Source organism: Providencia sp. TYF-12 (assembly GCF_041344805.1).
Taxonomy (GTDB): Bacteria; Pseudomonadota; Gammaproteobacteria; order Enterobacterales; family Enterobacteriaceae; genus Providencia; species Providencia huashanensis.
Genome location: NZ_CP166833.1, coordinates 2,891,966 through 2,916,825, shown reverse-complemented (window position 1 = coordinate 2,916,825; position 24,860 = coordinate 2,891,966). Strand labels below are relative to the sequence as shown.

At 37.8% G+C, this 24,860-nt stretch carries 28 protein-coding genes and 4 tRNA genes; 19 read left to right on the top strand and 13 right to left on the bottom strand.

The window, feature by feature from the left end:
• The first annotated feature begins 13 nt into the window (after window positions 1–13).
• From ABE954_RS13325 to ABE954_RS13285, 9 genes are all read left to right on the top strand, one after another.
• Window positions 14–400: a LuxR C-terminal-related transcriptional regulator gene (locus ABE954_RS13325; RefSeq protein ID WP_274921883.1), complete on the top strand. Its 387-nt coding sequence runs from the start codon at window positions 14–16 to the stop codon at window positions 398–400.
• Window positions 367–2,199, top strand: a complete 1,833-nt coding sequence (gene uvrC, locus ABE954_RS13320) for an excinuclease ABC subunit UvrC (protein WP_042844163.1) — start codon at window positions 367–369, stop codon at window positions 2,197–2,199. Before ABE954_RS13325 ends, uvrC begins: the two co-directional genes overlap by 34 nt.
• Before the next feature lie 57 nt (window positions 2,200–2,256).
• Window positions 2,257–2,805 (top strand): CDP-diacylglycerol--glycerol-3-phosphate 3-phosphatidyltransferase, encoded by a 549-nt coding sequence (gene pgsA, locus ABE954_RS13315; protein WP_042844162.1) that lies wholly within the window; start codon window positions 2,257–2,259, stop codon window positions 2,803–2,805.
• 166 nt (window positions 2,806–2,971) lie between these two features.
• Window positions 2,972–3,047, top strand: a tRNA-Gly gene (locus ABE954_RS13310).
• A gap of 23 nt (window positions 3,048–3,070) precedes the next feature.
• Window positions 3,071–3,144, top strand: a tRNA-Cys gene (locus ABE954_RS13305).
• A 6-nt stretch (window positions 3,145–3,150) separates the two neighbouring features.
• Window positions 3,151–3,237: transfer RNA gene (locus ABE954_RS13300), tRNA-Leu, on the top strand.
• Window positions 3,238–3,369: 132 nt separating this feature from the next.
• Window positions 3,370–3,456, top strand: a tRNA-Leu gene (locus ABE954_RS13295).
• Between the two features lie 270 nt (window positions 3,457–3,726).
• Entirely contained in the window at window positions 3,727–3,879 is a 153-nt protein-coding gene (locus ABE954_RS13290; RefSeq protein ID WP_042844161.1) for a hypothetical protein, read from the top strand.
• A 121-nt stretch (window positions 3,880–4,000) separates the two neighbouring features.
• Complete coding sequence (locus ABE954_RS13285) at window positions 4,001–4,561, top strand: hypothetical protein (RefSeq protein ID WP_339871217.1); 561 nt, start codon at window positions 4,001–4,003, stop codon at window positions 4,559–4,561.
• A 33-nt stretch (window positions 4,562–4,594) separates the two neighbouring features.
• Here the strand turns inward: ABE954_RS13285 and ABE954_RS13280 are convergent, their stop codons facing one another.
• Window positions 4,595–5,149, bottom strand: coding sequence for an SMI1/KNR4 family protein (locus ABE954_RS13280; protein ID WP_042844158.1), 555 nt, complete (start codon window positions 5,147–5,149; stop codon window positions 4,595–4,597).
• Between the two features lie 163 nt (window positions 5,150–5,312).
• Between ABE954_RS13280 and ABE954_RS13275 the strand changes: the two genes are divergently transcribed.
• Together ABE954_RS13275 and fabV are read left to right on the top strand one after the other, a co-directional pair.
• Window positions 5,313–5,627: a DUF1090 family protein gene (locus tag ABE954_RS13275; RefSeq protein WP_048606937.1), complete on the top strand. Its 315-nt coding sequence runs from the start codon at window positions 5,313–5,315 to the stop codon at window positions 5,625–5,627.
• Window positions 5,628–5,753: 126 nt separating this feature from the next.
• A complete protein-coding gene (gene fabV / locus ABE954_RS13270) occupies window positions 5,754–6,953 on the top strand; it encodes an enoyl-ACP reductase FabV (RefSeq protein WP_371025483.1) in 1,200 nt (399 codons plus the stop codon).
• Window positions 6,954–7,019: 66 nt separating this feature from the next.
• Here the strand turns inward: fabV and ABE954_RS13265 are convergent, their stop codons facing one another.
• Both ABE954_RS13265 and ABE954_RS13260 read right to left on the bottom strand, forming a co-directional pair.
• The gene (locus ABE954_RS13265; RefSeq protein ID WP_371025482.1) at window positions 7,020–7,529 is read right to left on the bottom strand and encodes a YcxB family protein; all 510 of its coding nucleotides are present in this window, start codon (window positions 7,527–7,529) and stop codon (window positions 7,020–7,022) included.
• Between the two features lie 131 nt (window positions 7,530–7,660).
• Window positions 7,661–8,200, bottom strand: coding sequence for a toxin-antitoxin system YwqK family antitoxin (locus ABE954_RS13260; RefSeq protein ID WP_225832896.1), 540 nt, complete (start codon window positions 8,198–8,200; stop codon window positions 7,661–7,663).
• 236 nt (window positions 8,201–8,436) lie between these two features.
• Here ABE954_RS13260 and ABE954_RS13255 point away from each other — a divergent pair, with 236 nt between their 5' ends.
• Together ABE954_RS13255 and ABE954_RS13250 are read left to right on the top strand one after the other, a co-directional pair.
• Window positions 8,437–9,666 carry a nicotinamide mononucleotide deamidase-related protein YfaY gene (locus tag ABE954_RS13255; protein ID WP_166687133.1) on the top strand — a complete coding sequence of 410 codons (1,230 nt, stop codon included), beginning with the start codon at window positions 8,437–8,439 and terminating at the stop codon, window positions 9,664–9,666.
• On the top strand, window positions 9,647–10,420 hold the full coding sequence (locus ABE954_RS13250) for a nucleotidyltransferase domain-containing protein (protein ID WP_206227325.1): 774 nt from the start codon (window positions 9,647–9,649) through the stop codon (window positions 10,418–10,420). The genes ABE954_RS13255 and ABE954_RS13250 overlap by 20 nt, the downstream gene beginning before the upstream one ends.
• Before the next feature lie 5 nt (window positions 10,421–10,425).
• Here ABE954_RS13250 and ABE954_RS13245 read toward each other — a convergent pair whose 3' ends face one another.
• Window positions 10,426–10,854, bottom strand: coding sequence for a hypothetical protein (locus ABE954_RS13245; RefSeq protein WP_048606946.1), 429 nt, complete (start codon window positions 10,852–10,854; stop codon window positions 10,426–10,428).
• Window positions 10,855–10,994: 140 nt separating this feature from the next.
• Entirely contained in the window at window positions 10,995–11,420 is a 426-nt protein-coding gene (locus ABE954_RS13240) for a universal stress protein (RefSeq protein WP_042844149.1), read from the bottom strand.
• A 302-nt stretch (window positions 11,421–11,722) separates the two neighbouring features.
• On the opposite strand from ABE954_RS13240, the gene ABE954_RS13235 reads away from it, so the two are divergent.
• Window positions 11,723–11,929: a ParD-like family protein gene (locus tag ABE954_RS13235; protein ID WP_048606948.1), complete on the top strand. Its 207-nt coding sequence runs from the start codon at window positions 11,723–11,725 to the stop codon at window positions 11,927–11,929.
• On the top strand, window positions 11,922–12,692 hold the full coding sequence (map, locus tag ABE954_RS13230) for a type I methionyl aminopeptidase (RefSeq protein ID WP_042844148.1): 771 nt from the start codon (window positions 11,922–11,924) through the stop codon (window positions 12,690–12,692). Before ABE954_RS13235 ends, map begins: the two co-directional genes overlap by 8 nt.
• A 79-nt stretch (window positions 12,693–12,771) precedes the next feature.
• Here the strand turns inward: map and ABE954_RS13225 are convergent, their stop codons facing one another.
• The 5 genes from ABE954_RS13225 to ABE954_RS13205 form a co-directional block, all read right to left on the bottom strand.
• Window positions 12,772–13,203 carry a carboxymuconolactone decarboxylase family protein gene (locus ABE954_RS13225; RefSeq protein ID WP_264402847.1) on the bottom strand — a complete coding sequence of 144 codons (432 nt, stop codon included), beginning with the start codon at window positions 13,201–13,203 and terminating at the stop codon, window positions 12,772–12,774.
• A gap of 166 nt (window positions 13,204–13,369) precedes the next feature.
• Window positions 13,370–14,140 (bottom strand): DeoR/GlpR family DNA-binding transcription regulator, encoded by a 771-nt coding sequence (locus tag ABE954_RS13220; RefSeq protein WP_042844145.1) that lies wholly within the window; start codon window positions 14,138–14,140, stop codon window positions 13,370–13,372.
• 3 nt (window positions 14,141–14,143) lie between these two features.
• A complete protein-coding gene (locus ABE954_RS13215; RefSeq protein ID WP_042844362.1) occupies window positions 14,144–15,100 on the bottom strand; it encodes a D-threonate 4-phosphate dehydrogenase in 957 nt (318 codons plus the stop codon).
• A 16-nt stretch (window positions 15,101–15,116) separates the two neighbouring features.
• Complete coding sequence (locus tag ABE954_RS13210; RefSeq protein WP_042844144.1) at window positions 15,117–16,391, bottom strand: four-carbon acid sugar kinase family protein; 1,275 nt, start codon at window positions 16,389–16,391, stop codon at window positions 15,117–15,119.
• Between the two features lie 10 nt (window positions 16,392–16,401).
• Complete coding sequence (locus ABE954_RS13205; RefSeq protein ID WP_129465816.1) at window positions 16,402–17,355, bottom strand: 2-keto-3-deoxygluconate permease 1; 954 nt, start codon at window positions 17,353–17,355, stop codon at window positions 16,402–16,404.
• Between the two features lie 827 nt (window positions 17,356–18,182).
• On the opposite strand from ABE954_RS13205, the gene ABE954_RS13200 reads away from it, so the two are divergent.
• The gene (locus ABE954_RS13200; protein ID WP_042844141.1) at window positions 18,183–19,466 is read left to right on the top strand and encodes a dicarboxylate/amino acid:cation symporter; all 1,284 of its coding nucleotides are present in this window, start codon (window positions 18,183–18,185) and stop codon (window positions 19,464–19,466) included.
• Between the two features lie 66 nt (window positions 19,467–19,532).
• On the opposite strand, the gene ABE954_RS13195 is transcribed toward ABE954_RS13200, so the two are convergent.
• Window positions 19,533–20,420, bottom strand: coding sequence for a LysR substrate-binding domain-containing protein (locus ABE954_RS13195; protein WP_042844140.1), 888 nt, complete (start codon window positions 20,418–20,420; stop codon window positions 19,533–19,535).
• Window positions 20,421–20,541: 121 nt separating this feature from the next.
• On the opposite strand from ABE954_RS13195, the gene ABE954_RS13190 reads away from it, so the two are divergent.
• The 3 genes from ABE954_RS13190 (at window position 20,542) to ABE954_RS13180 (ending at window position 23,127) form a co-directional block, all read left to right on the top strand.
• Window positions 20,542–21,285: an aspartate/glutamate racemase family protein gene (locus ABE954_RS13190; protein ID WP_071548005.1), complete on the top strand. Its 744-nt coding sequence runs from the start codon at window positions 20,542–20,544 to the stop codon at window positions 21,283–21,285.
• 261 nt (window positions 21,286–21,546) lie between these two features.
• On the top strand, window positions 21,547–22,491 hold the full coding sequence (locus tag ABE954_RS13185) for an SPFH domain-containing protein (RefSeq protein ID WP_042844138.1): 945 nt from the start codon (window positions 21,547–21,549) through the stop codon (window positions 22,489–22,491).
• Window positions 22,492–22,677: 186 nt separating this feature from the next.
• A complete protein-coding gene (locus ABE954_RS13180) occupies window positions 22,678–23,127 on the top strand; it encodes a GNAT family N-acetyltransferase (protein WP_166687136.1) in 450 nt (149 codons plus the stop codon).
• Window positions 23,128–23,296: 169 nt separating this feature from the next.
• On the opposite strand, the gene ABE954_RS13175 is transcribed toward ABE954_RS13180, so the two are convergent.
• A complete protein-coding gene (locus ABE954_RS13175; RefSeq protein WP_036958647.1) occupies window positions 23,297–24,553 on the bottom strand; it encodes a PTS ascorbate transporter subunit IIC in 1,257 nt (418 codons plus the stop codon).
• A gap of 11 nt (window positions 24,554–24,564) precedes the next feature.
• Complete coding sequence (locus tag ABE954_RS13170; protein WP_042844135.1) at window positions 24,565–24,852, bottom strand: PTS sugar transporter subunit IIB; 288 nt, start codon at window positions 24,850–24,852, stop codon at window positions 24,565–24,567.
• Window positions 24,853–24,860: the final 8 nt, after the last annotated feature.

Here is a 24,860-nt window from a genome sequence, read left to right as displayed (position 1 = left end):
AGGTATTTTTGGTTTGTTGAGTGTTCATGTCACAGAAGAAGACCTGATAGAGGCGATACGGGTGGTTAATGTAAAGCGCCGAATTATTTCTCCAGATATAGCCCAAGACCTTGCTCTGCACCGGTTAGATTATAGTCACCAGAAAGATTTATGTGATTTATTATCGGGACGTGAACTCGAAATCATGTTGATGATCACCAAAGGTATGCCGATTAAGGTCGTGGCGGAGGCTCTATCTCTAAGCCCAAAAACAGTAAATACTTATCGATATAGAATGTTTAGTAAACTTAATATCGGTAGTGATGTAGAATTAACACATATAGCTATTGGTTATGGTTTAATTACAGCAAAACAGGGTTTATCCGAGTGGCAGAACAGTTCGAGTCAAAAGCGTTCTTAAAAACAGTAACGAATCAACCGGGTGTTTATCGAATGTATGACACTGGGGGCACTGTTATCTATGTTGGTAAAGCGAAAGATCTTAAAAAACGCTTATCAAGCTACTTCCGTGAAAATGTGGGCAGCCGTAAAACAGAGCAGCTCGTTAAGCATATTGCTTCTATTGATGTCACTGTGACCCATACTGAAACGGAAGCATTACTCCTTGAACATAACTATATTAAATTATACCAACCTCGTTATAACGTGTTGCTACGAGACGATAAGTCATATCCTTATCTTTTTTTAAGCAAAGAAGCCCACCCGCGTATTTCAATGCATCGAGGCGCTAAACATGCGAAAGGGGAGTACTTTGGCCCCTTCCCAAGTTCTTACGCGGTTAGGGAAACATTAGCCTTAATGCAGAAACTGTTCCCTATTCGCCAATGTGAGGACAGTGTTTATAAAAACCGCTCAAGGCCGTGTTTGCAATATCAAATTGGTCGCTGCTTAGGCCCTTGTGTAAAAGGGTTAGTGTCTGATGAAGATTATCAGCAACAAGTTGATTATGTACGCCTATTTTTAACGGGCAAAGATAAACAAGTTCTAGCTGGGTTAGTTGAACGAATGGAACAAGCCAGCCAAGCATTGCGTTTTGAAGAGGCTGCTCGTTTTCGAGATCAAATTCAAGCAGTGCGCGCAGTGACGGAAGAGCAATATGTTTCTGGTGATAGTGATGACCTTGATGTCATCGGCGTTTCTTTTGAATCGGGTTTGGCTTGTGTTCATGTTCTTTTTATCCGCCAAGGTAAAGTGCTTGGCAGCCGAAGCTATTTTCCTAAAGTGCCAACAGATACTCAACTTGAAGAGGTCGTCCAAACATTTTTAGGGCAATTTTATCTACAAGGCAGCGAAAATCGAACCTTGCCAGGTGAAATTCTGCTTGATTTCGCATTAACAGAAAAAGACCTATTAGCACAATCATTGTCTGAACTAGCAGGGCGAAAAATTAATATTCAAAGCCAACCACGTGGAGCAAGAGCGCGTTATTTGAAATTAGCACGTACGAATGCATCAATAGCGCTTTCTACACGGTTAGCTCAACACTCAACAATACAGCAACGTCTGGATTCACTTGGGAAAGTTGTTAACTTAACGTCGATCAACCGAATGGAATGTTTTGATATCTCTCATACCATGGGGGAGCAAACGGTCGCTTCTTGCGTTGTGTTTGATAAAACAGGGCCAGTGAAATCAGAATATCGGCGTTATAATATTACTGGGATCACGCCTGGGGATGATTATGCCGCAATGCATCAAGTGTTGACCCGTCGGTATGGTAAACATATTGATGAAAGTAAAGTACCGGATATCATTTTTATTGATGGCGGAAAGGGGCAACTTGGGCAAGCCAAAGATGTTTTTGCTTCACTTGAGGTGGATTGGGATAAAAACCACCCGTTATTAATCGGGGTGGCTAAAGGTACCGACCGTAAAGCAGGACTGGAAACATTATTTTTAAAACCGGAAGGGGAAGGGTTTGTATTACCTCCGGATTCGCCAGCATTACATGTGATCCAACATATTCGTGATGAGTCACATAATCATGCAATTACAGGGCATCGCCAGCGACGGGCAAAAGTAAAGAATACCAGTGCACTAGAATCGATTGAAGGTGTTGGGCCGAAACGCCGACAGATGTTATTAAAATATATGGGTGGCTTGCAGCCATTACGTAATGCAAGTATAGAAGAAATCGCAAAAGTGCCCTCGATCTCATACGCACTAGCAGAAAAGATCTATAATGCATTGAAACAGTGAGTGTCTTAGGGCAACATATTCATAATATCCAACTTGGTCAAAAAGTTAGTGAGCGTGATGAAATTAAACATACCAACGTGGCTGACATTATTTCGCGTCATCCTAATACCATTCTTTGTATTAGCTTTTTATCTCCCTGTCAGTTGGGGGCCTTTCGCATGCGCGCTTATTTTTGTCATCGCGGCGGTTACTGACTGGTTTGATGGCTTTTTAGCAAGGCTATGGAAGCAAACCACCAAGTTTGGTGCGTTTTTAGACCCTGTCGCTGATAAGGTTATGGTTGCTACGGCATTAGTATTAGTCACGGAAAGCTATGATGTCTGGTATGTGACTTTACCTGCCGCAACGATGATTGCTCGTGAAATTATCATCTCTTCTTTACGCGAATGGATGGCTGAAATTGGTAAACGTAGCAGTGTGGCTGTTTCTTGGATTGGTAAATTTAAGACGACAGCACAAATGATGTCACTAGTGGGGCTATTGTGGCGTCCAACGCCATTAATTGAAAACCTTTCAATTGCATTAATGTACATCGCGGCTATCTTAACATTTTGGTCAATGTTCCAATATTTAAAGGCTGCTTGGGCTGATTTGAGCGAAGCGTGATCGAAATGATTGAAAAAACAGCGAACGATCCAATTATTTCAATAATTGTATTGACTCGAAAGGTGAAATCAGTAGAATGCATCGCATCGAACGGCAACATGGTTTACCAAAATAAATAAGTAAATCAGCCAGTTTGAAAAGCATAAGCTGAAAAGTAAAGCTTTAAGCGGGAATAGCTCAGTTGGTAGAGCACGACCTTGCCAAGGTCGGGGTCGCGAGTTCGAGTCTCGTTTCCCGCTCCAAATTTCGCAAGAAATTAGGATAAGGCGCGTTAGCAAAGCGGTTATGCACCGGATTGCAAATCCGTGTAGCTCGGTTCGACTCCGGGACGCGCCTCCAAATTTAGCCCAGGTGGTGAAATCGGTAGACACAAGGGATTTAAAATCCCTCGGCCTTTAGGCTGTGCGGGTTCAAGTCCCGCCCTGGGCACCATCTTGAAGTAAACAAGCCTTAATGGTGTGTTTTATTTTAAGTTATAACTGGTCAATATATATTGTCTACCACAGTATATTGATTAGTGGGTAAATGAGTAATTTACCTAGATGTTGTAAGAAAGACAATTTGGCCCAGGTGGTGAAATCGGTAGACACAAGGGATTTAAAATCCCTCGGCCTTTAGGCTGTGCGGGTTCAAGTCCCGCCCTGGGCACCATCTAAACTTAATTGAGGTTACTCTTTAAGTTTAACATTTAACCACCTTGAGGTGGTTTTTTTGTATCTAAATTTTGGCTTAACAAAGTTAGTGTTACGTAATGCTTTAACTGCCCAGCCATTTTTCGCTTCCCACTCATATATCACCCACCAAAAGAAAGCACATGGGTATGCCATGTAAATTAACACTAAATTGGTGTAAAAAACCGTAAGTCAGACCGTTCCGCCAGTGTTTTATGTCAGTATTCTAACTTTAAAAGAGGACCTGACTATGTCTAACATGAAAACAGAAGTTGTCGTTGTACGGTTAACTAAACACGAACGAGCGCTATTAGATACGGTGAAAACAAAGCCGCTATTAGCTGACTGGTTGAAAGAAATTGCAATGGCTGAGGCAAAACAACGAAAAAACAAAGAAGCATAAAGTTGTAAATTACCTTTATTATGCGAGGTTATTTTATTTGATAAAAGGAAGGTTACCTTTTGATTAATCGACTACTTTTGTTAGTATCCAATGAGGTAATTTAATTAGGATGCTACAAGCAATGATAAAGGGAATTTTGATTTCTATTTTGGTTGTATTAACCTCTGGTTGCATGACAAATAAACAGAGTGCCCCTTATGGTTTTCAGTGGGGGCTACAACCAAGTGATTTAAAAAAATTACGGTTAAAAGAAACCCAGTGCACTGGGTTTCAAGAAGGCGGGGCGCTATGCTCTGTTGTAGGTTCTCCTGAATTTTATAATAAACCCTTTCTATTAATATTTTCACGGGAAAATAATACATTGATGTTAATTTCAGCACAGGGAAATGCTAGTCGTGACCAGATGGTGATCCTTAATGAATATGATGAAATTAACCAGAGAATGTTTGAATCATATGGCTTGCCAAAACAAACCATTGAACGTTATAAGCGAGACGTGTTTTTCTTAGATAAAATCTCAGATGATGAAACGACACCATTTAAGCGAGTATATGAACAAGGTGATATGCGAATTATGGTCGGGATTGTGAGTAACTCCCATTTCAGAAAGATACAAGACAAAAAGGACATTATTTATTCAGTTATGGTTATTCATAGTTTAATTCCAAATAAGCCGCAATAGGCGGCTTCTAAGCAAGTACGCAACTTCTTAGATTTATTTGCTTTTGCGTTTTTTAATCAGCTCGCTCATATCTTTCTGCCTTTGAATAAGTGACTCAATCTCCGCGTGGTAGATATCAGTGAAATGACATTCTAAAGAAGTTGCTTCCCCATCGAAGACTTCAACATAGCTACCATCTTGTTTAATTCCCCAGTAATGGTTGCCGTCCCCAATGATTTTTAATAATGGTAAGACATCAGTAACCTCATAAATTTCCCTTAGACTGTTATAAGCAGTTTTAATACTTGCCCACTCAGGTAGTTCTTCAGTTTCGATGCCTAAAATGACTAAACCACGATGAAATGTCCACGCAGGGCCAACATCAAACAGCTTTGCTTCTGGCCAAGCGTCTTCTTGAGCTAAGACACATAGCCCATTAGTACGTTGCGAAAAGCGCAAAAAATCTTCGGGTAGCGTAATGCCTGTTACATTCTCTAAATCACGAATTGCTTCCTCAGTCGGTGAATGTGCCGCAACGACGTGAAAATCTTTTTTATTTATTTGCTGCAGAGTTTCCCAAATCAGTTCATGAAATTGTTCTGGGGGCATAGTGAAATACTCCTTAATCTGATGGGTATATAAAGTGCGTTATTTTCCGGATTTTTTACATAAATTGCGATCGTTTTCCAACTAAGAAAAGTCTTGTAGATGAAAATATCATTAGGTGATGGACTAATGATAAATATTTTATTAAGTAGACTGAGAAAATATAATGAAAAAAGCCGTATTACTTACATTATTTGTCATGTTGATACCCTTATCGTCACAAGCGGGTTCTAGTTATTATAGTTGTGAGAAAAAACTGATAAAATTAGAGAAAGAGTTTCGTAGTGCTGTATCTCATGGTAATAAACATAAAATTTATAAAATAAAGAAAAAAATCCATAAGCTGGGTGATAAATGTTATGACAGTTATTCAGGAGCAACAAGGGGATATGATTATTATCCTAGAGGAAAAGCCAGTGAGCTTGAGAGAGAACTGGATTCACTGAGGCGTGTTCTTGAAGCTTTGAACGACTTAAAATAGACACATTATTGGCAAAATGAGAAATAAACTGGTCTGTTCACTATGTTTATGCTCACTCTGTCTTAAGTAAATGGATAATATCAGGTATATTAGAACCTGATTGTTAGCTACCAAGAAAAAATTATTATGATTATCAAACCTAAAATTCGTGGTTTTATCTGTACTACAGCTCATCCAGCAGGCTGTGAAGCCAATGTACGTGAGCAAATAGCCTACGTGAAATCACGCGGCGAGCTGAAAAATGGCCCTAAAAAAGTTCTAGTTATTGGGGCATCCACCGGTTATGGTCTAGCATCTCGTATCAATGCTGCATTTGGCAGCGGTGCGGCTACTATCGGCGTTTTTTTTGAAAAACCAGGCAGTGAAAGTAAGACAGGCTCTGCAGGTTGGTATAACTCAGCCGGTTTTGATAAAGCAGCAAAAGAAGAGGGGCTATATGCAAAAAACATCAATGGTGATGCCTTCTCGAATGAATGCCGTCAAACCGTCATTGATTTAATCAAACAAGATTTAGGCCAAATTGACCTTGTTGTTTATTCACTTGCATCACCCGTTCGTAAAATGCCAGAGACAGGTGAAGTGGTACGTTCTGCGTTAAAACCTATCGGTGAACCGTATAAATCAGTTGCGTTGGATACCAACAAAGATGTGCTGATTGAAGCCGTTGTTGAACCTGCAAATGAACAAGAAATTGCTGATACCGTTAAGGTGATGGGCGGGCAAGACTGGGAACTGTGGATGAACGCATTAGATGAAGCCGGTGTTCTGGCAGACAATGCACAGTCTGTGGCTTATTCTTATATCGGTACAGATTTGACTTGGCCAATATACTGGCATGGGACGTTAGGTAAAGCTAAAGAAGATTTAGACCGCGCTGCGTATGCAATCAACCAAAAATTGCAAGCGAAGGGTGGGGCTGCGTACGTCGCAGTATTAAAATCTGTCGTTACTCAAGCGTCTTCAGCTATTCCTGTGATGCCTCTTTATATCTCAATTGTATTTAAGATCATGAAAGAGCAGGGGATACATGAAGGCTGCATCGAACAAATCCAACGTTTATTCGCAACTAAATTGTTTACAGGCACGTCACCTGAAACAGATGAAAAGCACCGTTTGCGCTTAGATGATTGGGAGCTGCGTGATGATGTACAAAGTACATGTCGCGAAATTTGGCAGCAGCTTAATGATAATAACATCAATGAATTAACAGATTACCAAGGGTATAAAGCTGAATTTTTACGCTTATTTGGTTTCGGCTTAGATGGTGTTGATTATGATGCTGATTTAAGCGGTGAAGTTAACTTTGAAGTAAAAGAACTCATTTAATTGCTTTAATATCATAAAAGCTGTGATTAAAACCCGCATTTATCAATGCGGGTTTTATATTATCTATTAATCTATTTTACTTTTCACATATTGGATGAATTGTTGGCTGGCTTGTTCTGATGCGAAACTACGAGCGGGGATAATAATTGCGTAGATTCTATCCAAGTACAGATATAATAAACCACCATCGGTTCTAATAAATTGTATAGCACTCCATTTTATTAAAGAAGTTCCATGGATACTTTTCTCATATATACCTTCTTCATCAATACAATATTCTCGTTCAGTAAATAAAAAAACATTATCATCAGGAATTGCTTTATTTAGGACCTGAACAAGACGTAATGCAAAAGTGATAAACAGCAGTACTGCTAGTAAAAATGAAGTGAATATAATTGGTAAGGTTGCATTAAAATACCGAAAAGTGAAAACACAGGCAACGACAAAAATCATGACTAAAACTAAAAAAGGTAAATTATTGGTTTTATCTTTAGTGAAATAATGGTTTTTATGGCTATAACGACTGAATTTCATATAATCTGCACGATTAAGTATTACAGAAATTGGATCTATCATAATCAGGTTTTTAGGTTGTTTTATAGAGTGGTTATAGTGAGGATAGTAACGATAATTGTGGAAGGTGTAAATCTGATCGCTTATATAAAATAAACAATCAGATTAGTTTCTTCAAAAAATAAGCTAAGTGATTATTGTTCTATAAAAACTTCGCCATTTCGAATGACGGCTCTGCCAGTGACTGTACCGTTTTCATCAAATTCTGTTACCGTACCTACGAGTACACCATTATTAAATGTACCTGTAATATTAGGTTTATTGCTTGCGGTATCATGGAAAATTGTAAATGGACCTGATAATTTACCTTTGTTTACCGTCATCTCAAGATCAATACGCCCATTCTTATGATAATTACGTATAGTTCCGTTGACTAAACAATCTTTAAGTTGAATGTCAGATTCTGGATTCCCATTTTCATAATAGGTTTTGATGTATTTGTCGAAACATCCTTTTTTTATCCATGTTTTGAATTCTGGTTTACCATTATCATATTCCATTCCAAATGGCCCATCCGAAATACCTTTTGGTGCTTTTGTGGACGGAAATTCAATATTTTTAAGTTCATCTAAGGATGAAAATTTGGATTCTGATTTTGAGGAAGTAGCGAGTTGGCACCCTGAGATAAATAAAACTAGAGAACATAATACAACTGATTTAAAACGATTTAGCATTAACATATAAACCCTATTATTTGCTGTAAAAAAATAATTGATTCAAATAACTATATGACTATAGCCTTTTTATAACGGCGTGTTGTGAGAATTATCTTAATTTATTCATTTTTAGTTATAAGCCCAGTATTTGTTTTTATCGTTTATTTGAACATTTTTAAATAACTGATTTTAGTCAGGACGATTATAAGGTAATTTAATGAAGTTAAGTGATTTTGTAAAAAAGGGAGTCATGGATGTTAGTTGTTGAAATGTTAAGTACCGGCGATGAAGTTTTACATGGGCAAATAATCGATACAAATGCGGCTTGGTTGGCGGATTATTTCTTTCAGCAAGGGCTTCCTTTATCTAGCAGAACGACAGTTGGGGATGATTTAGAGAGTTTAATCTCTACTTTTCTTGAACGCAGCTTACATGCAGACATTCTGATTGTTAATGGAGGGCTCGGCCCAACAAGCGATGATTTAAGTGCATTAGCAGCGGCTAAAGCTGTGGGAGTTCCTCTGGTAGAACACTCACAGTGGGTTACGGTTATGGAAAACTATTTTATTGCGAGAGGGCGAGTCATGCCTGAAACGAATCGCAAGCAGGCATTATTACCTGAAAATGCAGAATTAATTGATAACCCCGTTGGAACTGCTTGTGGTTTTTCATTAAAACTAAATGATTGTGTGCTTTTTTTCACGCCTGGGGTTCCTTCAGAATTTAAGGTCATGATTACTGAACAAATCTTACCTCAAATACGTGAGAAATTTATATTACCGGAACCGCCAGTTTGTTTGCGTTTAACTAGTTTTGGGCGTAGCGAAAGTAGTTTGGCAAAACAGTTTGATAGTATCTCTTTACCGGATGATTGTGTGCTTGGATATCGTTCATCAATGCCAATTATTGAATTAAAACTGACAGGGCCTGCATCACGACGCCAACAAATGGAGAAATGCTGGCATACGATTAAACAAGGTGTTGGCGATAATATGATTTTTGAGGGGACGGAAGGTTTTGCTCAGAAAATTGCTAAACAATTACAAGATAGGGGGCTCCAAATAGCGCTGAGTGAACAATTTAGCGCAGGTTTATTAAATTGGACATTACATGCGGCTAATATCTTAGTGCATCATGGTCAAGTTATTGTTCCGCAGTCGGAACAAAGCTTAATAAGCCTATTGCAACAAGCCAAAGATAATGCAGCTCAACAATCCGTACAGATTGGGCTCGCAATTGGTGATTATCATGACCAATACTTAAATGTAGCGCTATCAACACCAACAGGAAGCTATGCACAGCGGATACACTACTTACCTAATAATCATAGCCAAAAAGAAAAACAAGAAGTGAGCGTCATGTTAATGTTAGATATGCTGTCGCGCTGGTTAAATGCTCGAGAAGTTATTGGTTATTATGAGTGGTTAGTTCAAGTTGAGACTTTGGTTCTGGATAATGAGCTAAATGATGACGTTAAATCTTAATGGTTATATTCCAATGCTAGAAGAGGTTCCAATCCAATCGGAATTTCAGGAAATAATTACTGAAACAGTGGAGCAACTCGCTTGGCTATTCAAAACGAAATTACATAGTGTTTATGTATATGGAAGCGTTGCGAGGGGAAGCGCAACGCCTCAGCAATCGGATCTCGACCTTTGTGTCATTTTATTGCAACCAGCGACTGTACAAGAGAATGCTGGGCTAACTGAAATGCAACTACAATTAGTCACTCAGTACAGCAACGTTAGTAAAATAGATTTTGATATAGGTTTATACTCTGAAGTTATTGATAAAGATAATTTATATAGCTGGGGGTATTGGATAAAGCACCAATGCCGTTGTATTTACGGGGCGGATTTGTCTACCCAATTTAATCCTTTTATGCCTTCACGGCAGATTGCTGAAGAGGTGAATGGTGATTTTGTTGAGGTGCTAAATGGCTATATACAGAAAATAAAAAATTGCAATAATTTCGATGAATTAAAGTTATTACAAAGAGCGGCTGCAAGGAAATTAATACGTTCAACAGATGTATTAAGGTTAGATACTGACCGGGATTGGCCAAGTAGTTTAAAGGATTATATGCAAAAATTTACGGGTAGATACCCTGAGCAAAAAAGTCGATTAGATTATTTTTTTACTCAGAGTTTACATCCTTCAGCTGATACTAACCAATTTATAGATAATTTAATAGCCTTTATTAATTGGTTAGATCATGAAAGAAATATAGCGGGTTAAGCTTATTATTTTTCTGATTGTATTGATTCAATTATGTAATTGAAGCTTGAAATGCCTTTTCTACAGGCTTTCTCTTTTAAAACTGATGGTGTTTTATCGATTGCACCTTTTAGGCTTGTTAGCTGGCTTGCATAAGTTTCAGCGCCAATTATGTCAGGGTTGTTGTTTAAATATTCTACTGTACTGTCAACTTTTTGGTAGAAATACCCACATGGGTTGTCAGTGATTTCTATGGTGCTCAGTTCTTTTAGTGAATCAGGTAAGAGTTGTTGTGAGTTTTGCTTAACCAGCTCAATATATTCCCCTGATTTTATCTGTTCAACCATGGTATTAATTTTACTTTTTATGTTGAAAAACATCATAATAGTAGTAATTAAAGCAATAGCTAAAATAACATTTATAGTAATACTGACCCCGAGTAGATACTTTTTCATTAAATCCCTTAAGTAAAAAGATAAAGTTTTATTTGTATTGATTATAAGTTAACTAGGTTTATTTTAAATATATTTAGGATAAATGATTAAACGTAAGCTAACTTGGCTGGAGCCGCATTTTATTATTTTTGATAAGGGTTTTATCGTACTGTGAGAACAGAAACTTTAGAGTTTTGAATAACCATTGAGGCGGTCGACCCCAAGAAATAAGTGGACATACTTGGTCGACGTGAGCCGATAACAATTAAATCTGCATTAATTTCTTCTGCAACTCGTAAGATTTCATCCCTTGGGGTACCCATCAGAACTTGTGCACTATATTTATCAGCGGGAATTTTAAATTCTTTAATAATCTCTGCTAGTTTTTTGGTTACGCTCTCTTGTTCGCTATCTGCTTTTTCTGCAAAACCAAAACCCATTGTTGTATAAAAGGGAATGGTAGGGATAACCGCTAAAAAATGAACTTGCGATTTTTCATACTCAGATAGGTGCTGAATATGAGGCATGACTAAATGAGCTAAGCTTTTTTCTGTAATATCAATGGGGACTAAGATTTTAGTGTACATTTTTTCTCCAGCTATCATCTTGTGAACATGCAACCATTAAGCTTTATTTTTACAAAAATAGAGCGGTAAACCGATAAAATAGACATAGCTAATTATAGAATAAAATATGCCTCTAAAACTAAGGTTAGCATGTTAATTAGGCAAATACTTTGATGAAGTATTCAATCTCAATAACTTACTCAATACGCAATCAAAAATTTTCATGCGGTTTGTGCTATTGACCGTTATCGCTCTTTTATCGGTTAATTCAATGTTATATGATCCGTATATGGTTTGTATCTATTTTGTATTGTGAGGGTATTTTGGGGATTGTTAAAATTTCAGATGAATTACATGATTATTTACGTCATGCAAGCCAAGTAATGTCTCGTTCAATTAACTCACAGGCAGAGTTTTGGATCAAAGTTGGTATGCAAGCTGAATTAAATCCGCATAAAACATTTACTATGCTAATCAGCGAAATGCTAGAAAAAGAGTCTATTGAATCAAAAGGAAAAGTTCATGAATAACATTAAAATTAAAACAGCAGATGAAATTGAACTCATGCGTGAGTCAGGAAGGCTCTTAGCTAGCGTATTTAAGATGCTCGATTCTATTATGGTTCCGGGTATTTCGACGATGGAAATTAACGACAAAGTTGAGAGTTACATTGTTAATGAATTGCAGGCACGTCCTGCAAGTAAAGGGCAATATGGTTACCAGTATGTTTTGAATACTTCATTGAATGAAGTTGTTTGCCACGGCGTTCCTAAAACAGATGAAATAGTAAAAGCAAAAGATATTATTAATGTTGATATCACATTAGAAAAAAATGGCTTTATTGCTGATTCTAGCAAAATGTATGTTATGCCAGAAGCCTCCCCTTTAGCACGTAAGCTAGTTAAAGATACTTATGCTGCGATGTGGGAAGGAATTAAACAAGTTAAACCAGGTGCCACATTGGGTGATATTGGTTCAGCAATCCAACATTATGCGGAGTCTCATGGGTATAGTGTCGTTAGGGAATATTGCGGACATGGGATTGGGCGTGAAATGCATGAAGATCCACAAGTGCTGCATTATGGTGTACGCGGTAAAGGAATTGAATTAAAAGAAGGCATGACATTTACGATAGAACCGATGATTAACCAAGGTGGAATGAAAATTAAAACCAAAAAAGATGGTTGGACGGTAGTGACTCGAGACAAAAAATTATCAGCGCAATCAGAGCATACAGTATTAGTGACTAAAGACGGTTATGAAGTACTGACATTACGAGATGAAGAAAAATAGCCCCTTATAAATTATTAGATAAAACTAAAATACCAGTTTGTGATCAGTAATCGATGGCAAACTGGCTGATTGTTATTAATTATTGCCTTAGTGCGATTGCTATGCGATTAAATGCACTCATTAACCCAATGGCTATAGTAAGGTCTGAAATTTGTACATCGGTAAAATGGGTTTTTAGTGTTTCAAATAGCTCATCCGATGTACCACTTGTGGCGATATTCACAACCGCTTCAGTCCAAGCTAATGCGGCTCGTTCTTCCGGGTCGAAATGATGGCTAACTTGCCAACCTGCTAGCGTGTCAATTTTTTTATTGCTAACCCCCGAAGAGCGTAAGGAATTGGCATGCATATCTAGGCAAAAAGCGCAGCCATTGATTTGAGAAACCCTTAAGTAAACAAGTTCAACAAGTTCTTTGCCTAATCCACTTTTATTGAGTGCATTTTTACAATCAATAAGCCCTTTATAGGCATCAGGGGATAATGTCGGATAAGCCAGTCTTAGTGCACTCATGGATAATTCCTCGTAAGTTCCGTTATTAGATAAATACAATATTAAAAATATTTTTATGAATCTTTTATTAGTCGGGCTTTTAGTCATATTTTTATACTAATTTTAAGTGAGTATATACTTATTCGCCGACGAAGAGGAGTGATGGTTGTATAGGCTGCTTAACAGATTAATTACTGGGGACCAGTAATAGTTTAGCGCTACAAGAGTGACTAAATTGCTGTTGAACATCGGGAGGAAGGTGATTGTCTGTAATAATATGAGTCAGTTCATCCATTTGGGCAACGCGAAATAATGACCATTTCCCGTACTTGCTGCTATCCGCTAACATAACAGATTGTGTTGCATTTTTAATAAGATCACGTTTTAGACCTGCTTTTTCTTCAGTTGGTGTCGTGATCCCTTTACTCAAGCTCCAAGAGTTGCAACTAATAAATGCAATGTCCGGGTAGATACTACGAAGAAGGCTTCGTCCATGCTCACCGATGCAGGATTGGCTGCTATCATCAATACGCCCACCAATAATGGTTACTTCTATCTGTTTAAACTCGCAAAGGAAAAGGGCAATGTGAAGGTCGGCGGTCACAACGCGCAGCGGCATATGCGTTAGTTCGCGAGCTAGCTCAAGCATAGTAGTCCCAGCATCAAGAAGGACAGTGTTTCCCGGTTCAATTAAACGGGCTGCTGCTTTTGCAATAGCCCGCTTTTCTCTTAGGTTACGTTGGTTTTTTTCGACAGTCGTGGGTTGCACTGGAATAAAACGATTTAGCGTTACCCCACCATGAGTGCGAGATATAACCCCAGTTTCATCTAGTTTAATTAAATCACGCCGGATAGTGGCCGCAGAAACAGATAATGCTTGTACAAGCTCATCAACAGTCACAAGGTTATGCTGTTTAAGGTACTCAAGTATTAAATCCAATCTATCCATTGTGCTCATTGATTACACTACATTCATTGCAAGTTTAAGGGAAATAGCCATGCTTTCAGGGTTTGCTTTGCCTGTCCAAGCAATATCAAATGCGGTTCCATGATCCGCAGATGTGCGTAAGAATGGAAGGCCAGCAGTGATATTAACACCATCATAAAAACCTAATAATTTTAATGGGATATGGCCTTGGTCATGGTACATTGCAACAACCATATCGTACTGCCCTTGATAAGCTTGTAAAAATACAGTGTCTGGGGGACAAGGACCATACGCATCGATGCCTTCAGACCTTACCTGTTCTATAGCAGGTTGTAAATATACGATTTCTTCGTCACCAAATAAACCGTTTTCTCCAGCATGGGGATTAACCCCTGCAATAGCAATACGTGGTTTTTCAATGCCAACTCGTTTTAAAAAATCCGATGCAATGCGAGTCACAGTAACAACACGTTCGCTGTTTAATGTGTCTAAAAATTTTCGTAATGCGATATGGGTTGTGACATGAATGACTTTTAATTTTTCAGTGTAAAGCACCATGGCATAATCTTTAGTATTCGTTAGCTGGGCAAGGAGTTCGGTATGCCCAGGATAATTATGCCCTGCAAGGTGCAAAGCTTCTTTATTTAATGGCGCAGTAGCAATTGCTTTAACGTCACCAGCCAGCGCAAGCTCAGTTGCTCGTTTGATACAGCGAAATGCTAAGTCACCGGCTTGTGCTTGAACTTTGCCCGCGACAAGTTCATCAGGGGCAGCTAAAGGTTCATCAATGATATTGATAGTATCGGCCGAAAACTGGGCTTCATTGATATTGTTTATGATATTAAGTTTTACTTGAGGAACCAAACCCGATGTAATTAAACGTTGCATTGTTGCTGCACAACCAATAACAACAGCGGGAGCTCCTGCTAATTCACCTTCGGCAAGGGATTTAACGATAATCTCAGGGCCAATTCCCGCAGGGTCACCCATAGTAATAGCAACGACATTATTTTTCACAATAAATTTCCTCAATATATTTGATGGCTTCGCATAAAGTGGTTATTTGGCCAAACCCTCCCGCTTTTGTTATGACGGGCAAGTCATCGATTTCACTATCAATAAAGGTGCCACAAGGTATACATGGCATAACCTCAGATTGGATTCGATAACCTTTTGCTCCCAAAGTATTGGCAACCGCAATAGCGATATCACCACCAGTTAAAAAAAGTCCCCCGATGCTGGCAACAGACAGCGTGTTTAATGTCAGCAAACTAATAAAGTCGCTGATTGTTTTTCCCAATTCATTACGCGTCATGCCATAGGTTATGCATAGCTCATCAATATGATGCCTATCTTGCACATCTCGACTACTACGTATGATGGTGTGTTTTTGTTGGTTTAATGTATGACTAACTTCTTTAATGAGTGCAGCCATGTAGTCATTTTGTGTATTGGATGCAAGGATCTGTGTTACATCAATATCAATGACGCTGGCATTACAGTGTGTTTGTGCATAATTTACTTGCTCAATGGTCGCGCTACTCATGGAGCCTGCAACGATAAATAGCGGTAATCCTCGCCTTTTACTCATAAAATTATCTTCAGGTAAGGCATTTGCAAACCCAGCGGCTCCGACTAATAGGCAAGGTTCAACTAATGAGGAAACGGCCTCAGCGATTAAGGTTAAATCACGCTCATTTTCGGCATCGGTAACAATAATAGTTGCTTGTGTAGGCGCTTGTGTTTGTAGCCATGTTGCGAACTGCCCTGAACGTATTTGTTCTAAAGAGATCTCGATCACGGGAAGAGCAGTTTGCTGATGAATTATCGTTTGTATACGTGATGAAACTACGGGTGTTTTTGGGTCAGATGCGAACTCAGTTTCTATCAGTGGCTTTCCATTAACTAAGCACTCACCGTTTAAGGTTACTCGTCCAGCAGCAGGAATAGCTGCGGCAACAATAGCGAGTTTAAGATTGGCTTCAGACATAACCGTTTCAATTTCTATGCCGATATTACCGCGGAATGTTGAGTCAATTTTCTTATAAATTAAAGGCTTTTCAGTTTGTGATAAAAAGGGTTTTAAGCTACCTCGGAGATTATCCGAGGCAGTTTCTGCATTTAGTGCACGGCTTTCGGTGTTGAGCACCACGACATCAGCAAACCACGAATGTTTTTGTGTGCTATCGAGTAATATCTCAGTTCGAGCCTGTTTTTTTGCAAACTGGACGCCAGTATCATTGGCGCCTGTAAAATCGTCCGCAATAACGAGTAGTTTCATGACTAATTCCTCACTCTTCGGCAGCTTGAGGCTGTTTAGTTTGTTGACGTTTAGCGACCCAAGACGTCAGAACTGGGGTTAAAATGGCCGTTGTGATCACCGAGGCTGCAATCAATGGGGCTGCAGATAGCGCAATTGCTTCAAGGGATGGGTCTGCTTGGGCGATTGCCAGTGGCGTTGCAACGGCATTGCCAGCGGTACTTGATGCGGCTGCGCCAGCAATACCTGAGCCGCCAACTAAACGGTCAGCTCTGATATTGAACCAACCTCCAACAAATGTGGTGAGGGCACCTAATAAAATTCCCGCTAAGCCCCCTTGTAATAGCATTTCTAAGTTGATCCCTGCACCTAATGCGAAAGCAAAGAAAGGGATTAATATTGGCCCGCCTTTTGTCAGGAAGTCACGCATATGCGGATCTAAGTTACCTAAAATCATACCAACAATCAGTGGGACGAGAACTGCAACTAAGGCCATTAAAGGAATATTTGCCATCCCTGCGGCACCTAATGCGATCATGGTAAAGAAAGGGCCATCATTGAGAGATAAAATTGAGATAGCACCGACATCCCGTTTGTTACCAAATTCCCCCACTAACGCAGCGTATAAGCCACCATTTGAATTACTCATAGCAGCAATAATTGCAACGCCAGTTAAACCAAAGATGCCGTCCATACCAAACAGGTAATCGACACCGAGCCCGAGAGCGATAGCGACAATTAATTTTGTTAATGTGATTGTACCGCCTTGTAATAGGGCTTGAGGGGCTGCTTTGAAGCTAATGCCTGCCCCCATGCACAGTAAAAACGCCCCTATCAGTGCGGGAGCGCCATTTTTAAATAGTGAAGTGGTAAAGCCTCCTATTTCGAGAGACTGGGGTGCAAAGGTATTGATCAGAGCACCGATGACTAATGGCACAACCATCATGCCGCCAGGTATACGTTCTATCGATTTTTTTATTTGCATGGTTTTCTCCGCCATGATTTATTTTAGTCATAATGATTATATTCAATCAAAATAAAACAGCCGTGACCTAGATCTCATTAATGATTTTTAGTGGAGAAGTATCATTTTCACTCATAAACAGCCTTTTTATCGTTAAATATAGTGAGATAACTTCAGAAATAGGGCGTATGGAGTGCACCGATACTTTGATTGAAATCGATCATGTTGACTATTTAATGACTGCAATCATGCACATAAGCTTATTGATGGCATATTAGCTAACATTTCTTGGTTCAAATTTAGCGGGATAAAAGTCGTATTTTAAAGGAGGAGTTGAATAGGTGAGATAATAAGCGTTGCTAAATTTAACTGTTCACTGACTATAATAATTAGCATTACCACTTCTATTTTATGGCTAATTTCCAGATGAATAAATGCAGTAGAAGAAAGGACCACAAGAAAGGATCAGAAGTATCAAACATTATATAAGTCATACTTGCTTTAGTTAAGTAGATAGCGGTCTTTAAACTTATTTTTATTCAAACAGTATTTAATCTAATACAGAATTATTTTTATCAACATTGAAATAAAATAAATTTTTTAAATAAAAAGGATAATTTTTAAAATATAATGTTAGGTTTATTGTAAGGTCTATTCTATTTAAAGCCTTATATCTCAGTGTGTTAAATTAAATTATTGTCTTATGCATTTTTTGCATGGTATTTCGCCCATTTGCATTTCTCTTTAAGTTAAAAAAATGTAACTATCGATTTCAGGCTCAAGAGTCGCATCCAATAAAAGGTTATAGGTGATAACTATGACTTTAAATAAATAAAATAGGGGTACGAATGAACAGACACAAACTCATGAAACAAATTATGATAGCTATTATTCTAGGTATTATATTAGGATGGGGGTTTCATAATTATGCCGCATCAGTAGAAGAAGCAAAAAATATCGCATCTTATATGAATATTATTACTGATGTTTTTTTACGTTTAATAAAAATGATTATTGCACCACTTGTATTTGCAACAATCGTGTCAGGGATTGTATCAATGGGAGGCTCTTCTTCTGTTGGTAGTATTACAATTAAAGCGATGGTATGGTTTATTTCAGCAGCTGTAATTTCATTATTAATTGGAATGGTTTTTGTCAATGTATTCCAACTAGGTGTAGGTTTAAATTTAACAGTTCCAGCGGCTGCGGTAGATAGTGGTTTAAATACATCAGGGTTTACTCTGAAAGCTTTCATCACACATATTTTCCCTAAAAGCTTTGCGGAAGCAATGGCGAACAATGAAATTTTACAGATATTAGTTTTCTCAATCTTTTTTGGCTCTGGTCTTGCATTTATTTGTAAAGACAAAAAAAGCCCCATAGTGACTTTAATTGAAGACTTATCTCGCATCATGTTCCGTATTACCGATTATGTGATGAGCTTTGCACCGATTGCGGTATTCGCTGCAATTGCTTCAGCCGTGACGGTTGAAGGTTTAGGTTTACTTTATGACTATGGGAAATTAATTGGGCTTTTCTATATTGCTTTAGCGGTATTGTGGGCAGTACTTTTCTTTGCTGGCTATGTTTTCTTAGGAAAATCTGTCTTTAGTTTGGGGAAATTAATTCGTGAGCCTGTCGCTCTCGCTTTCGCAACTGCAAGTAGTGAATCAGCTTATCCAAAAACAATGGAAGCTTTAAATCAGTATGGTGTCCCTAAAAAAGTGACAAGTTTTGTATTGCCTCTTGGTTATTCCTTCAACCTTGATGGTTCAATGATGTACCAGTCTTTTGCCGTATTGTTTATTGCGAATGCCTATGGGATTGACTTGAGTATCACAGAGCAAATACTTATTTTGTTAACCTTAATGGTAACGAGTAAAGGTATGGCTGGTGTAGCAAGGGCATCTATTGTGGTTGTTGCCGCGACATTACCTATGTTTAGTTTACCTGAAGCTGGGATTTTACTATTACTTGCCATCGATCAATTTCTTGATATGGGAAGAACGGCAACAAATGTTGTTGGTAACAGTATCTCTACCGCGGTTATATCTCGTTTAGAAGAGAGAAAAGGGCGTGTAAATGAGGAGTCTGAAATAGTGATGAGCGAAAAAACACCCACAACTTTATAGTGATGGTCACTATTATCTAGTTAACGCCCTTCTTATCAGAAGGGCTATTTCTTTAAGCATTGGTAGTTATTGCGCAGTTTGGTTTCTCATAAACTGCCAAAAGCGTTCTGATGAGATATTTAACCTAGCTTCGGTTCGATAGATATAAACCCCCATAGTGACTGATAATTTTGGGTCTAAAATAGCTAATTCATTTTTTTCAAGTTCATTTTTAATTGAGTAATCAGGTAACCAACCAACGCCGCTACCTGTTAGTATCATGCGTTTTAATACATCGCTCATAGATGAAACAAAAGAAAGTTCAAAGGGAAGGTTATCTGATTTATTGATTAATTGGTTGACTTGCCTCCCCATATAGCTTTCATCTGTATACTTCATTAAAGGCAATGTTGAGCTATCAATATTGAAAATAGGGCGTTTTTTTTCGTCGCAGGGAGAGACAAGATGTAGCCGGCTTTCTAGTATTTTCGTGTGTAAGAATGGTGATGACATTAACTCTTCGTTATAAAATGATAATATAAAATCACTTTGCCCTTCTTTGAGTTTATGTACTGCTTCATCAACATTTATTGACTCTACAAAAAAAATCTTATCTACATTTTTTGAAAATTGTGAAATAAAGTCAGGAAGTAAAAATACTGAAAGTGAATGCGCAGCCGAAATATTAATTTTTTGCTTGTCATTATCTATACCTTTAATTCGGTTTATTTGAAAATAAATGTCATCAAGTAAATTTCTGGCATAAACAATAAAGCTTTTTCCTTGTGTGGTAAGTTGTAATGGGTTGGTATTTCTATCAAATATTTCAAAGCCAACCGATGATTCAATTGATTGAATTCTTCGGCTGAAAGAAGACTGTGATATATTTCTTTTTTCTGCAGCTAACGTAAAACTTCTACATTCTTCTAGTACAACAATATCGTGCAACCATTTAATTTCAAGATTACTGATCATTGTGTCCTCTAATGGTTTTTAGTTATTAATCTACTATGCAAATTTAGCATGACTTATAGAAACTCTGCAATTACCTAATGCTAACAATATGTCATGATATCATTAATTTGATGGAGGGCTTATGAAAAAAATATTAGGTATGTTAGGGGGAATGGGACCAGGAGCAACCGCGGATGCTTTTATTAAATTAATCAATAATACACATGCAAGTAAGGACCAAGAACATATTCCTATTATTATTGTGTCATTGCCTGATATTCCAGATAGAACAGAAAATATTATTTATAATGGGCCATCACCATTACCAGCAATGATACACTCACTTAAAATACTTGAAAGTGCAGGTGTATCTTGCATTATTATGCCATGTAATACGGCGCATTATTGGTATGAGGACTTAAAGAAAGAAATTAATATTAATTTTATCAGCATTATTGATGCAGCATGTAAAAAAATAATTGAGGATAATGTTAAAAAGGTAGCACTATTGGCGACGACAGCAACCATTCATACTAAATTATATCAAGAAAAACTAAATGTGAACAATATTGAATGTATTGTTCCCGATGAGGTTAATCAATATAAAATAATGCAGAGTATTATTTTATATAAATCGGGTGATTTAGCTAAAGCAAGAGAGTTGCTCTATCCTTATATTAGCCAACTAAAATCACGTGGTATTGATAAGTTTGTAATGGGTTGCACTGAAATTCCTTTAATATTAGAAGAGCTTTCAAAAAATAACCCTGAGGATTTTATTGATGCAACAGAAGCATTAATAAAAGAAGCTATTAATTGGTATACTATCGATGAGAAAAGAGAGGTAGATGAAGAAAAAACAAATAAATTAATTGAGTTTCATTGAAAATTATCATTCGCCATCACTGGGGTAATCTGATAAATATAAAAACTATTAAATAATAAATATATAATAATGCATTGTATAACATGTAATTGTGATTTTTTTGCATTCAATTTTTAATTGACTGTAATTTGAGCTGTTTTATCTTGTTGGATAGATGGGTTAGCCTTTAACTTTAGGAATATTAGACTTGTAGTTGTCCGATAAGTAGTGACAATAGTCGGTTTATTATAATGACTAATATTGTTAGATAGGGATTAACTCATGCAATTTAAATCAATGGTTAAATTGGTTGTTGGTGCAGTATTGCTATTTGTAATCGGTATTATTGGTATTAATTCATATACAATTGTGCAAGACGGTTCTGTTAAAGTGGGAACATTTCTAGGTAAAGTAGACCCTGTCGCTTATGATGCAGGTTTGCATTTCCCTATTAACCCATTTACTACTTTCGATACATATTCGACGAAAGACATTCGTGTTTCATTAAAGGAATTAAGAGTGCCTTCACAGGATAAGCTAAAATCGATTGTCGATATTACTGTAATGCTACAGTTTGATGGTGCTAAAGCACCAGTATTGCGTATTAATGGTGGTACTGAAAGTGAGGCATTGGATAAATATGTACGCCAAAAGCTTATTTCAACCATTCTCGAATTTGGTAAAGACGTCGCTAATGCACAAGACCTGTATACGGCTGATACACAAAGGAAGCTTCAAGAGTCTATCCGTGATGCAATTCAAGGGTATGCATCCCCATATGGGTATACAATAAAAGAAATCATGATCCAAGATATTACTCTACCAGAAGTTGTTCAGGAACAAGTGGTCAACACTAAAATGCGCCAAGAGCAGATCAACCAAGCGAAAGCAGAAGCCGAAAAAGAGCGTGAGTTAGCACAGAAAAAAGTGGTGATTGCTGAAGCTGAAAGGGAATCAGCGGAACAGCAAGCGATAGCGAGGGAACGTAATGCGCAAGCAAGTTCTTTTGCGATGCGTCAAGAGGCTGATGCAAAATTATATGCGGCTCAGAAGGAAGCAGAGGCTAATGCGATATTACAACGCACAATCACCCGTGAAATGATTAACTGGAAACAGTTAGAAATTGAACAAATTAAAGCACATAAATATAAAGGTGAAGTGCCTAACATTGTTGTTGGCGCAGATTATGACGGTAAAATGATTATGGATATGCGAAATAGCCAATAATCAACACTGATTAACAAAAATTATATTATTGAAACCAGCTCTATTCATTTAGGGCTGGTTTTTTATTTTACTGAGCACAATTGACGCGAAATCGACCAACGACTTGTTGTCTAATAAGCTTCCCCGATTATTTAACAACAGAAATTAACCGGTATTTAGCGGTATTAAAAATTAGGTAAAATATCTATGGTTCATATTGAAGAAATAACAAAACTCAATTTTTGGGATGTATGTGAACTTACATCAAATAAAAATGGTATTGCTACCGTATTAGAAGAGCACGTATGTTGCAATGCATACTCAATAGCGGAGTCTCACTATTATCCGGAATATATCCCCAAAGCACTTTATTGGGATGATAAATTAATTGGCTTTTTTATGTACAAAATAGTTGATGAACAGCCAACTCATGCTTTTATTTGTCGTTTTATGTTGGATTATAAATACCTTGGTAAAGGTTTAGGAAAACAGTCTTTTTCTGCAATTTTGGTGTATTTAAATAGCTTAGGAATACGAAGAATCTCTCTTGGGTTAGATGAGGAAAATATGATTGCTAAAAAAATATATTGCAGTCATGGGTTCAGCTTTACTGGTGAGATTATTGATGGTGAGCATATATATGCTTTGAACCTATAGGCATTAAAGTCAGGCTTTATCGCTAAGGTGGTAGCTCTAATTTGTATTTTTGTGATAGTTATTTGATAGTTGTGCTATATCGTAATCAAGGAGTTGCTGTGATGCTTAATGTTTCTGGATTAATCAATGACTCCCCAATAGTATAACAATATTGGGGAGTTTATGTGTTTTAACGAACAATAATACCTAATAAAATTCCGATTGCACCAAAGTCAGCATCACTGAATGTAGTGTTAGCAATACCAATATCACCCAGAACAGGTAATAGGAATACAGGTAAGAAAGTAATCAACAAGCCTTGAGCAAACGCACCTAAAATAGCCCCGCGACGGCCGCCTGTTGCGTTACCGAATACCCCAGCGGCTGCACCGACGAAGAAATGTGGGACAACACCAGGAATAATGACGGTCATGTTTAATGCATACAATACAAACATGCCTAAAACACCTGCTGCAAAACTACTTAAAAAGCCTACTAATACAGCATTTGGGGCATATGGGAATACTACTGGGCAGTCTAAAGCGGGTTTTGCATTTGGTACTAATTTGTCAGAAATCCCTTTAAATGCAGGAACTATCTCGGCAATAACCATACGCACACCTTGCAGAATAATATAGACGCCCGCAGCGAATGTAATAGATTGCATCAATGAGAACATGAACCAATTTTTACCGCCACTGACTTCACGTACAAAATCACCACCTGCAAATAAGCAAGTAATAATGAAGATAATGAACATGGTAAATGAAATGGCGACTGGAGTATCACGTAGGAATAATAAGCTTTTTGGTACATTCATATCTTCGGTAGAGTGTTCTTTATTACCGAATTTGCTACCAATAAAGCCGGCCAATACATAAGAAATTGTCGAGAAATGGCCGATTGCAACATCATCTGAGCCCGTGACTTTTTTCATGTAGGGGTGAGCGATTGCTGGGAAAAAGACCATACAGAAACCAACAATCAGTGAGCCTACAGTAACCAGTAAGGTTCCTTCCATTCCTGCTGTAGCTAAGATCACTGCAATCATCATTGACATGAATAGGGTATGATGACCGGTTAAGAAAATGAATTTCCAAGGCGTCAAACGAGCAATCAAAATATTGATTAACATCGCAAAGAACATAATCATTGCCATTTCACGGCCGAAGCTTTTTTGTGCAATGGAAACAATTGCTTCGTTATTCGGTACAACACCATTTATACCAAATGCATGTTGGAAAATAGCTGAAAAATCACCTAATGAGCTTACGACTAGACCAGCACCTGCACCTAAAATGACAAAACCCATGATGGTTTTAATGGTGCCTTTAATACATTCAGTCACCGGTTTTTTCTGCGCTATTAAACCGATAAGGGCGATTAAACCGACTAAAATAGCAGGTTCAGATAAAACATCCTGCATCAGAAAACGAAAAAATGACATAGTGCCTCCGCTTACATTGCACCAAGTTTTTGTAAAGCAACAGACAGGCGTTCTTTCATCGCGACTTTGTCAATCATGTTATCGAGCGCTACGATTTCGCCACCGACTTGTTGGGCAACCAATTGCTCTGCAATGTCAGTTGTTCCTACAAAAATATCGCTTACAGTTCCTTTTGCTGAGCCTAAATCGACGTGATCTACATCAGCACTTACTTGTAAGTCTTTCAAAATATTTTTGATGCTCATTTCCATCATCAAACTTGTGCCTAAACCATTTCCACAAACAACAGTGATTTTCATAATATTTA

Excerpts from the sequence above, each read along its gene's own strand:
- ABE954_RS13180 (WP_166687136.1), top strand. The coding sequence starts at position 22,678 with ATGGTTCATATTGAAGAAATAACAAAACTCAATTTTTGGGATGTATGT.
- fabV (WP_371025483.1), top strand. The coding sequence starts at position 5,754 with ATGATTATCAAACCTAAAATTCGTGGTTTTATCTGTACTACAGCTCAT.
- ABE954_RS13220 (WP_042844145.1), bottom strand. The coding sequence starts at position 14,140 with ATGAGCACAATGGATAGATTGGATTTAATACTTGAGTACCTTAAACAG.
- ABE954_RS13280 (WP_042844158.1), bottom strand. The coding sequence starts at position 5,149 with ATGCCCCCAGAACAATTTCATGAACTGATTTGGGAAACTCTGCAGCAA.
- ABE954_RS13215 (WP_042844362.1), bottom strand. The coding sequence starts at position 15,100 with ATGGGTGACCCTGCGGGAATTGGCCCTGAGATTATCGTTAAATCCCTT.
- ABE954_RS13225 (WP_264402847.1), bottom strand. The coding sequence starts at position 13,203 with ATGAGTGCACTAAGACTGGCTTATCCGACATTATCCCCTGATGCCTAT.
- map (WP_042844148.1), top strand. The coding sequence starts at position 11,922 with ATGAATAACATTAAAATTAAAACAGCAGATGAAATTGAACTCATGCGT.
- ABE954_RS13265 (WP_371025482.1), bottom strand. The coding sequence starts at position 7,529 with ATGATAGATCCAATTTCTGTAATACTTAATCGTGCAGATTATATGAAA.
- ABE954_RS13210 (WP_042844144.1), bottom strand. The coding sequence starts at position 16,391 with ATGAAACTACTCGTTATTGCGGACGATTTTACAGGCGCCAATGATACT.
- ABE954_RS13260 (WP_225832896.1), bottom strand. The coding sequence starts at position 8,200 with ATGCTAAATCGTTTTAAATCAGTTGTATTATGTTCTCTAGTTTTATTT.
- ABE954_RS13170 (WP_042844135.1), bottom strand. The coding sequence starts at position 24,852 with ATGAAAATCACTGTTGTTTGTGGAAATGGTTTAGGCACAAGTTTGATG.
- ABE954_RS13195 (WP_042844140.1), bottom strand. The coding sequence starts at position 20,420 with ATGATCAGTAATCTTGAAATTAAATGGTTGCACGATATTGTTGTACTA.
- ABE954_RS13205 (WP_129465816.1), bottom strand. The coding sequence starts at position 17,355 with ATGCAAATAAAAAAATCGATAGAACGTATACCTGGCGGCATGATGGTT.
- ABE954_RS13290 (WP_042844161.1), top strand. The coding sequence starts at position 3,727 with ATGTCTAACATGAAAACAGAAGTTGTCGTTGTACGGTTAACTAAACAC.
- pgsA (WP_042844162.1), top strand. The coding sequence starts at position 2,257 with ATGAAATTAAACATACCAACGTGGCTGACATTATTTCGCGTCATCCTA.
- ABE954_RS13245 (WP_048606946.1), bottom strand. The coding sequence starts at position 10,854 with ATGAAAAAGTATCTACTCGGGGTCAGTATTACTATAAATGTTATTTTA.
- ABE954_RS13250 (WP_206227325.1), top strand. The coding sequence starts at position 9,647 with ATGATGACGTTAAATCTTAATGGTTATATTCCAATGCTAGAAGAGGTT.
- ABE954_RS13285 (WP_339871217.1), top strand. The coding sequence starts at position 4,001 with ATGATAAAGGGAATTTTGATTTCTATTTTGGTTGTATTAACCTCTGGT.
- ABE954_RS13240 (WP_042844149.1), bottom strand. The coding sequence starts at position 11,420 with ATGTACACTAAAATCTTAGTCCCCATTGATATTACAGAAAAAAGCTTA.
- ABE954_RS13175 (WP_036958647.1), bottom strand. The coding sequence starts at position 24,553 with ATGTCATTTTTTCGTTTTCTGATGCAGGATGTTTTATCTGAACCTGCT.
- ABE954_RS13185 (WP_042844138.1), top strand. The coding sequence starts at position 21,547 with ATGCAATTTAAATCAATGGTTAAATTGGTTGTTGGTGCAGTATTGCTA.
- ABE954_RS13190 (WP_071548005.1), top strand. The coding sequence starts at position 20,542 with ATGAAAAAAATATTAGGTATGTTAGGGGGAATGGGACCAGGAGCAACC.
- ABE954_RS13200 (WP_042844141.1), top strand. The coding sequence starts at position 18,183 with ATGAACAGACACAAACTCATGAAACAAATTATGATAGCTATTATTCTA.
- ABE954_RS13275 (WP_048606937.1), top strand. The coding sequence starts at position 5,313 with ATGAAAAAAGCCGTATTACTTACATTATTTGTCATGTTGATACCCTTA.
- ABE954_RS13255 (WP_166687133.1), top strand. The coding sequence starts at position 8,437 with ATGTTAGTTGTTGAAATGTTAAGTACCGGCGATGAAGTTTTACATGGG.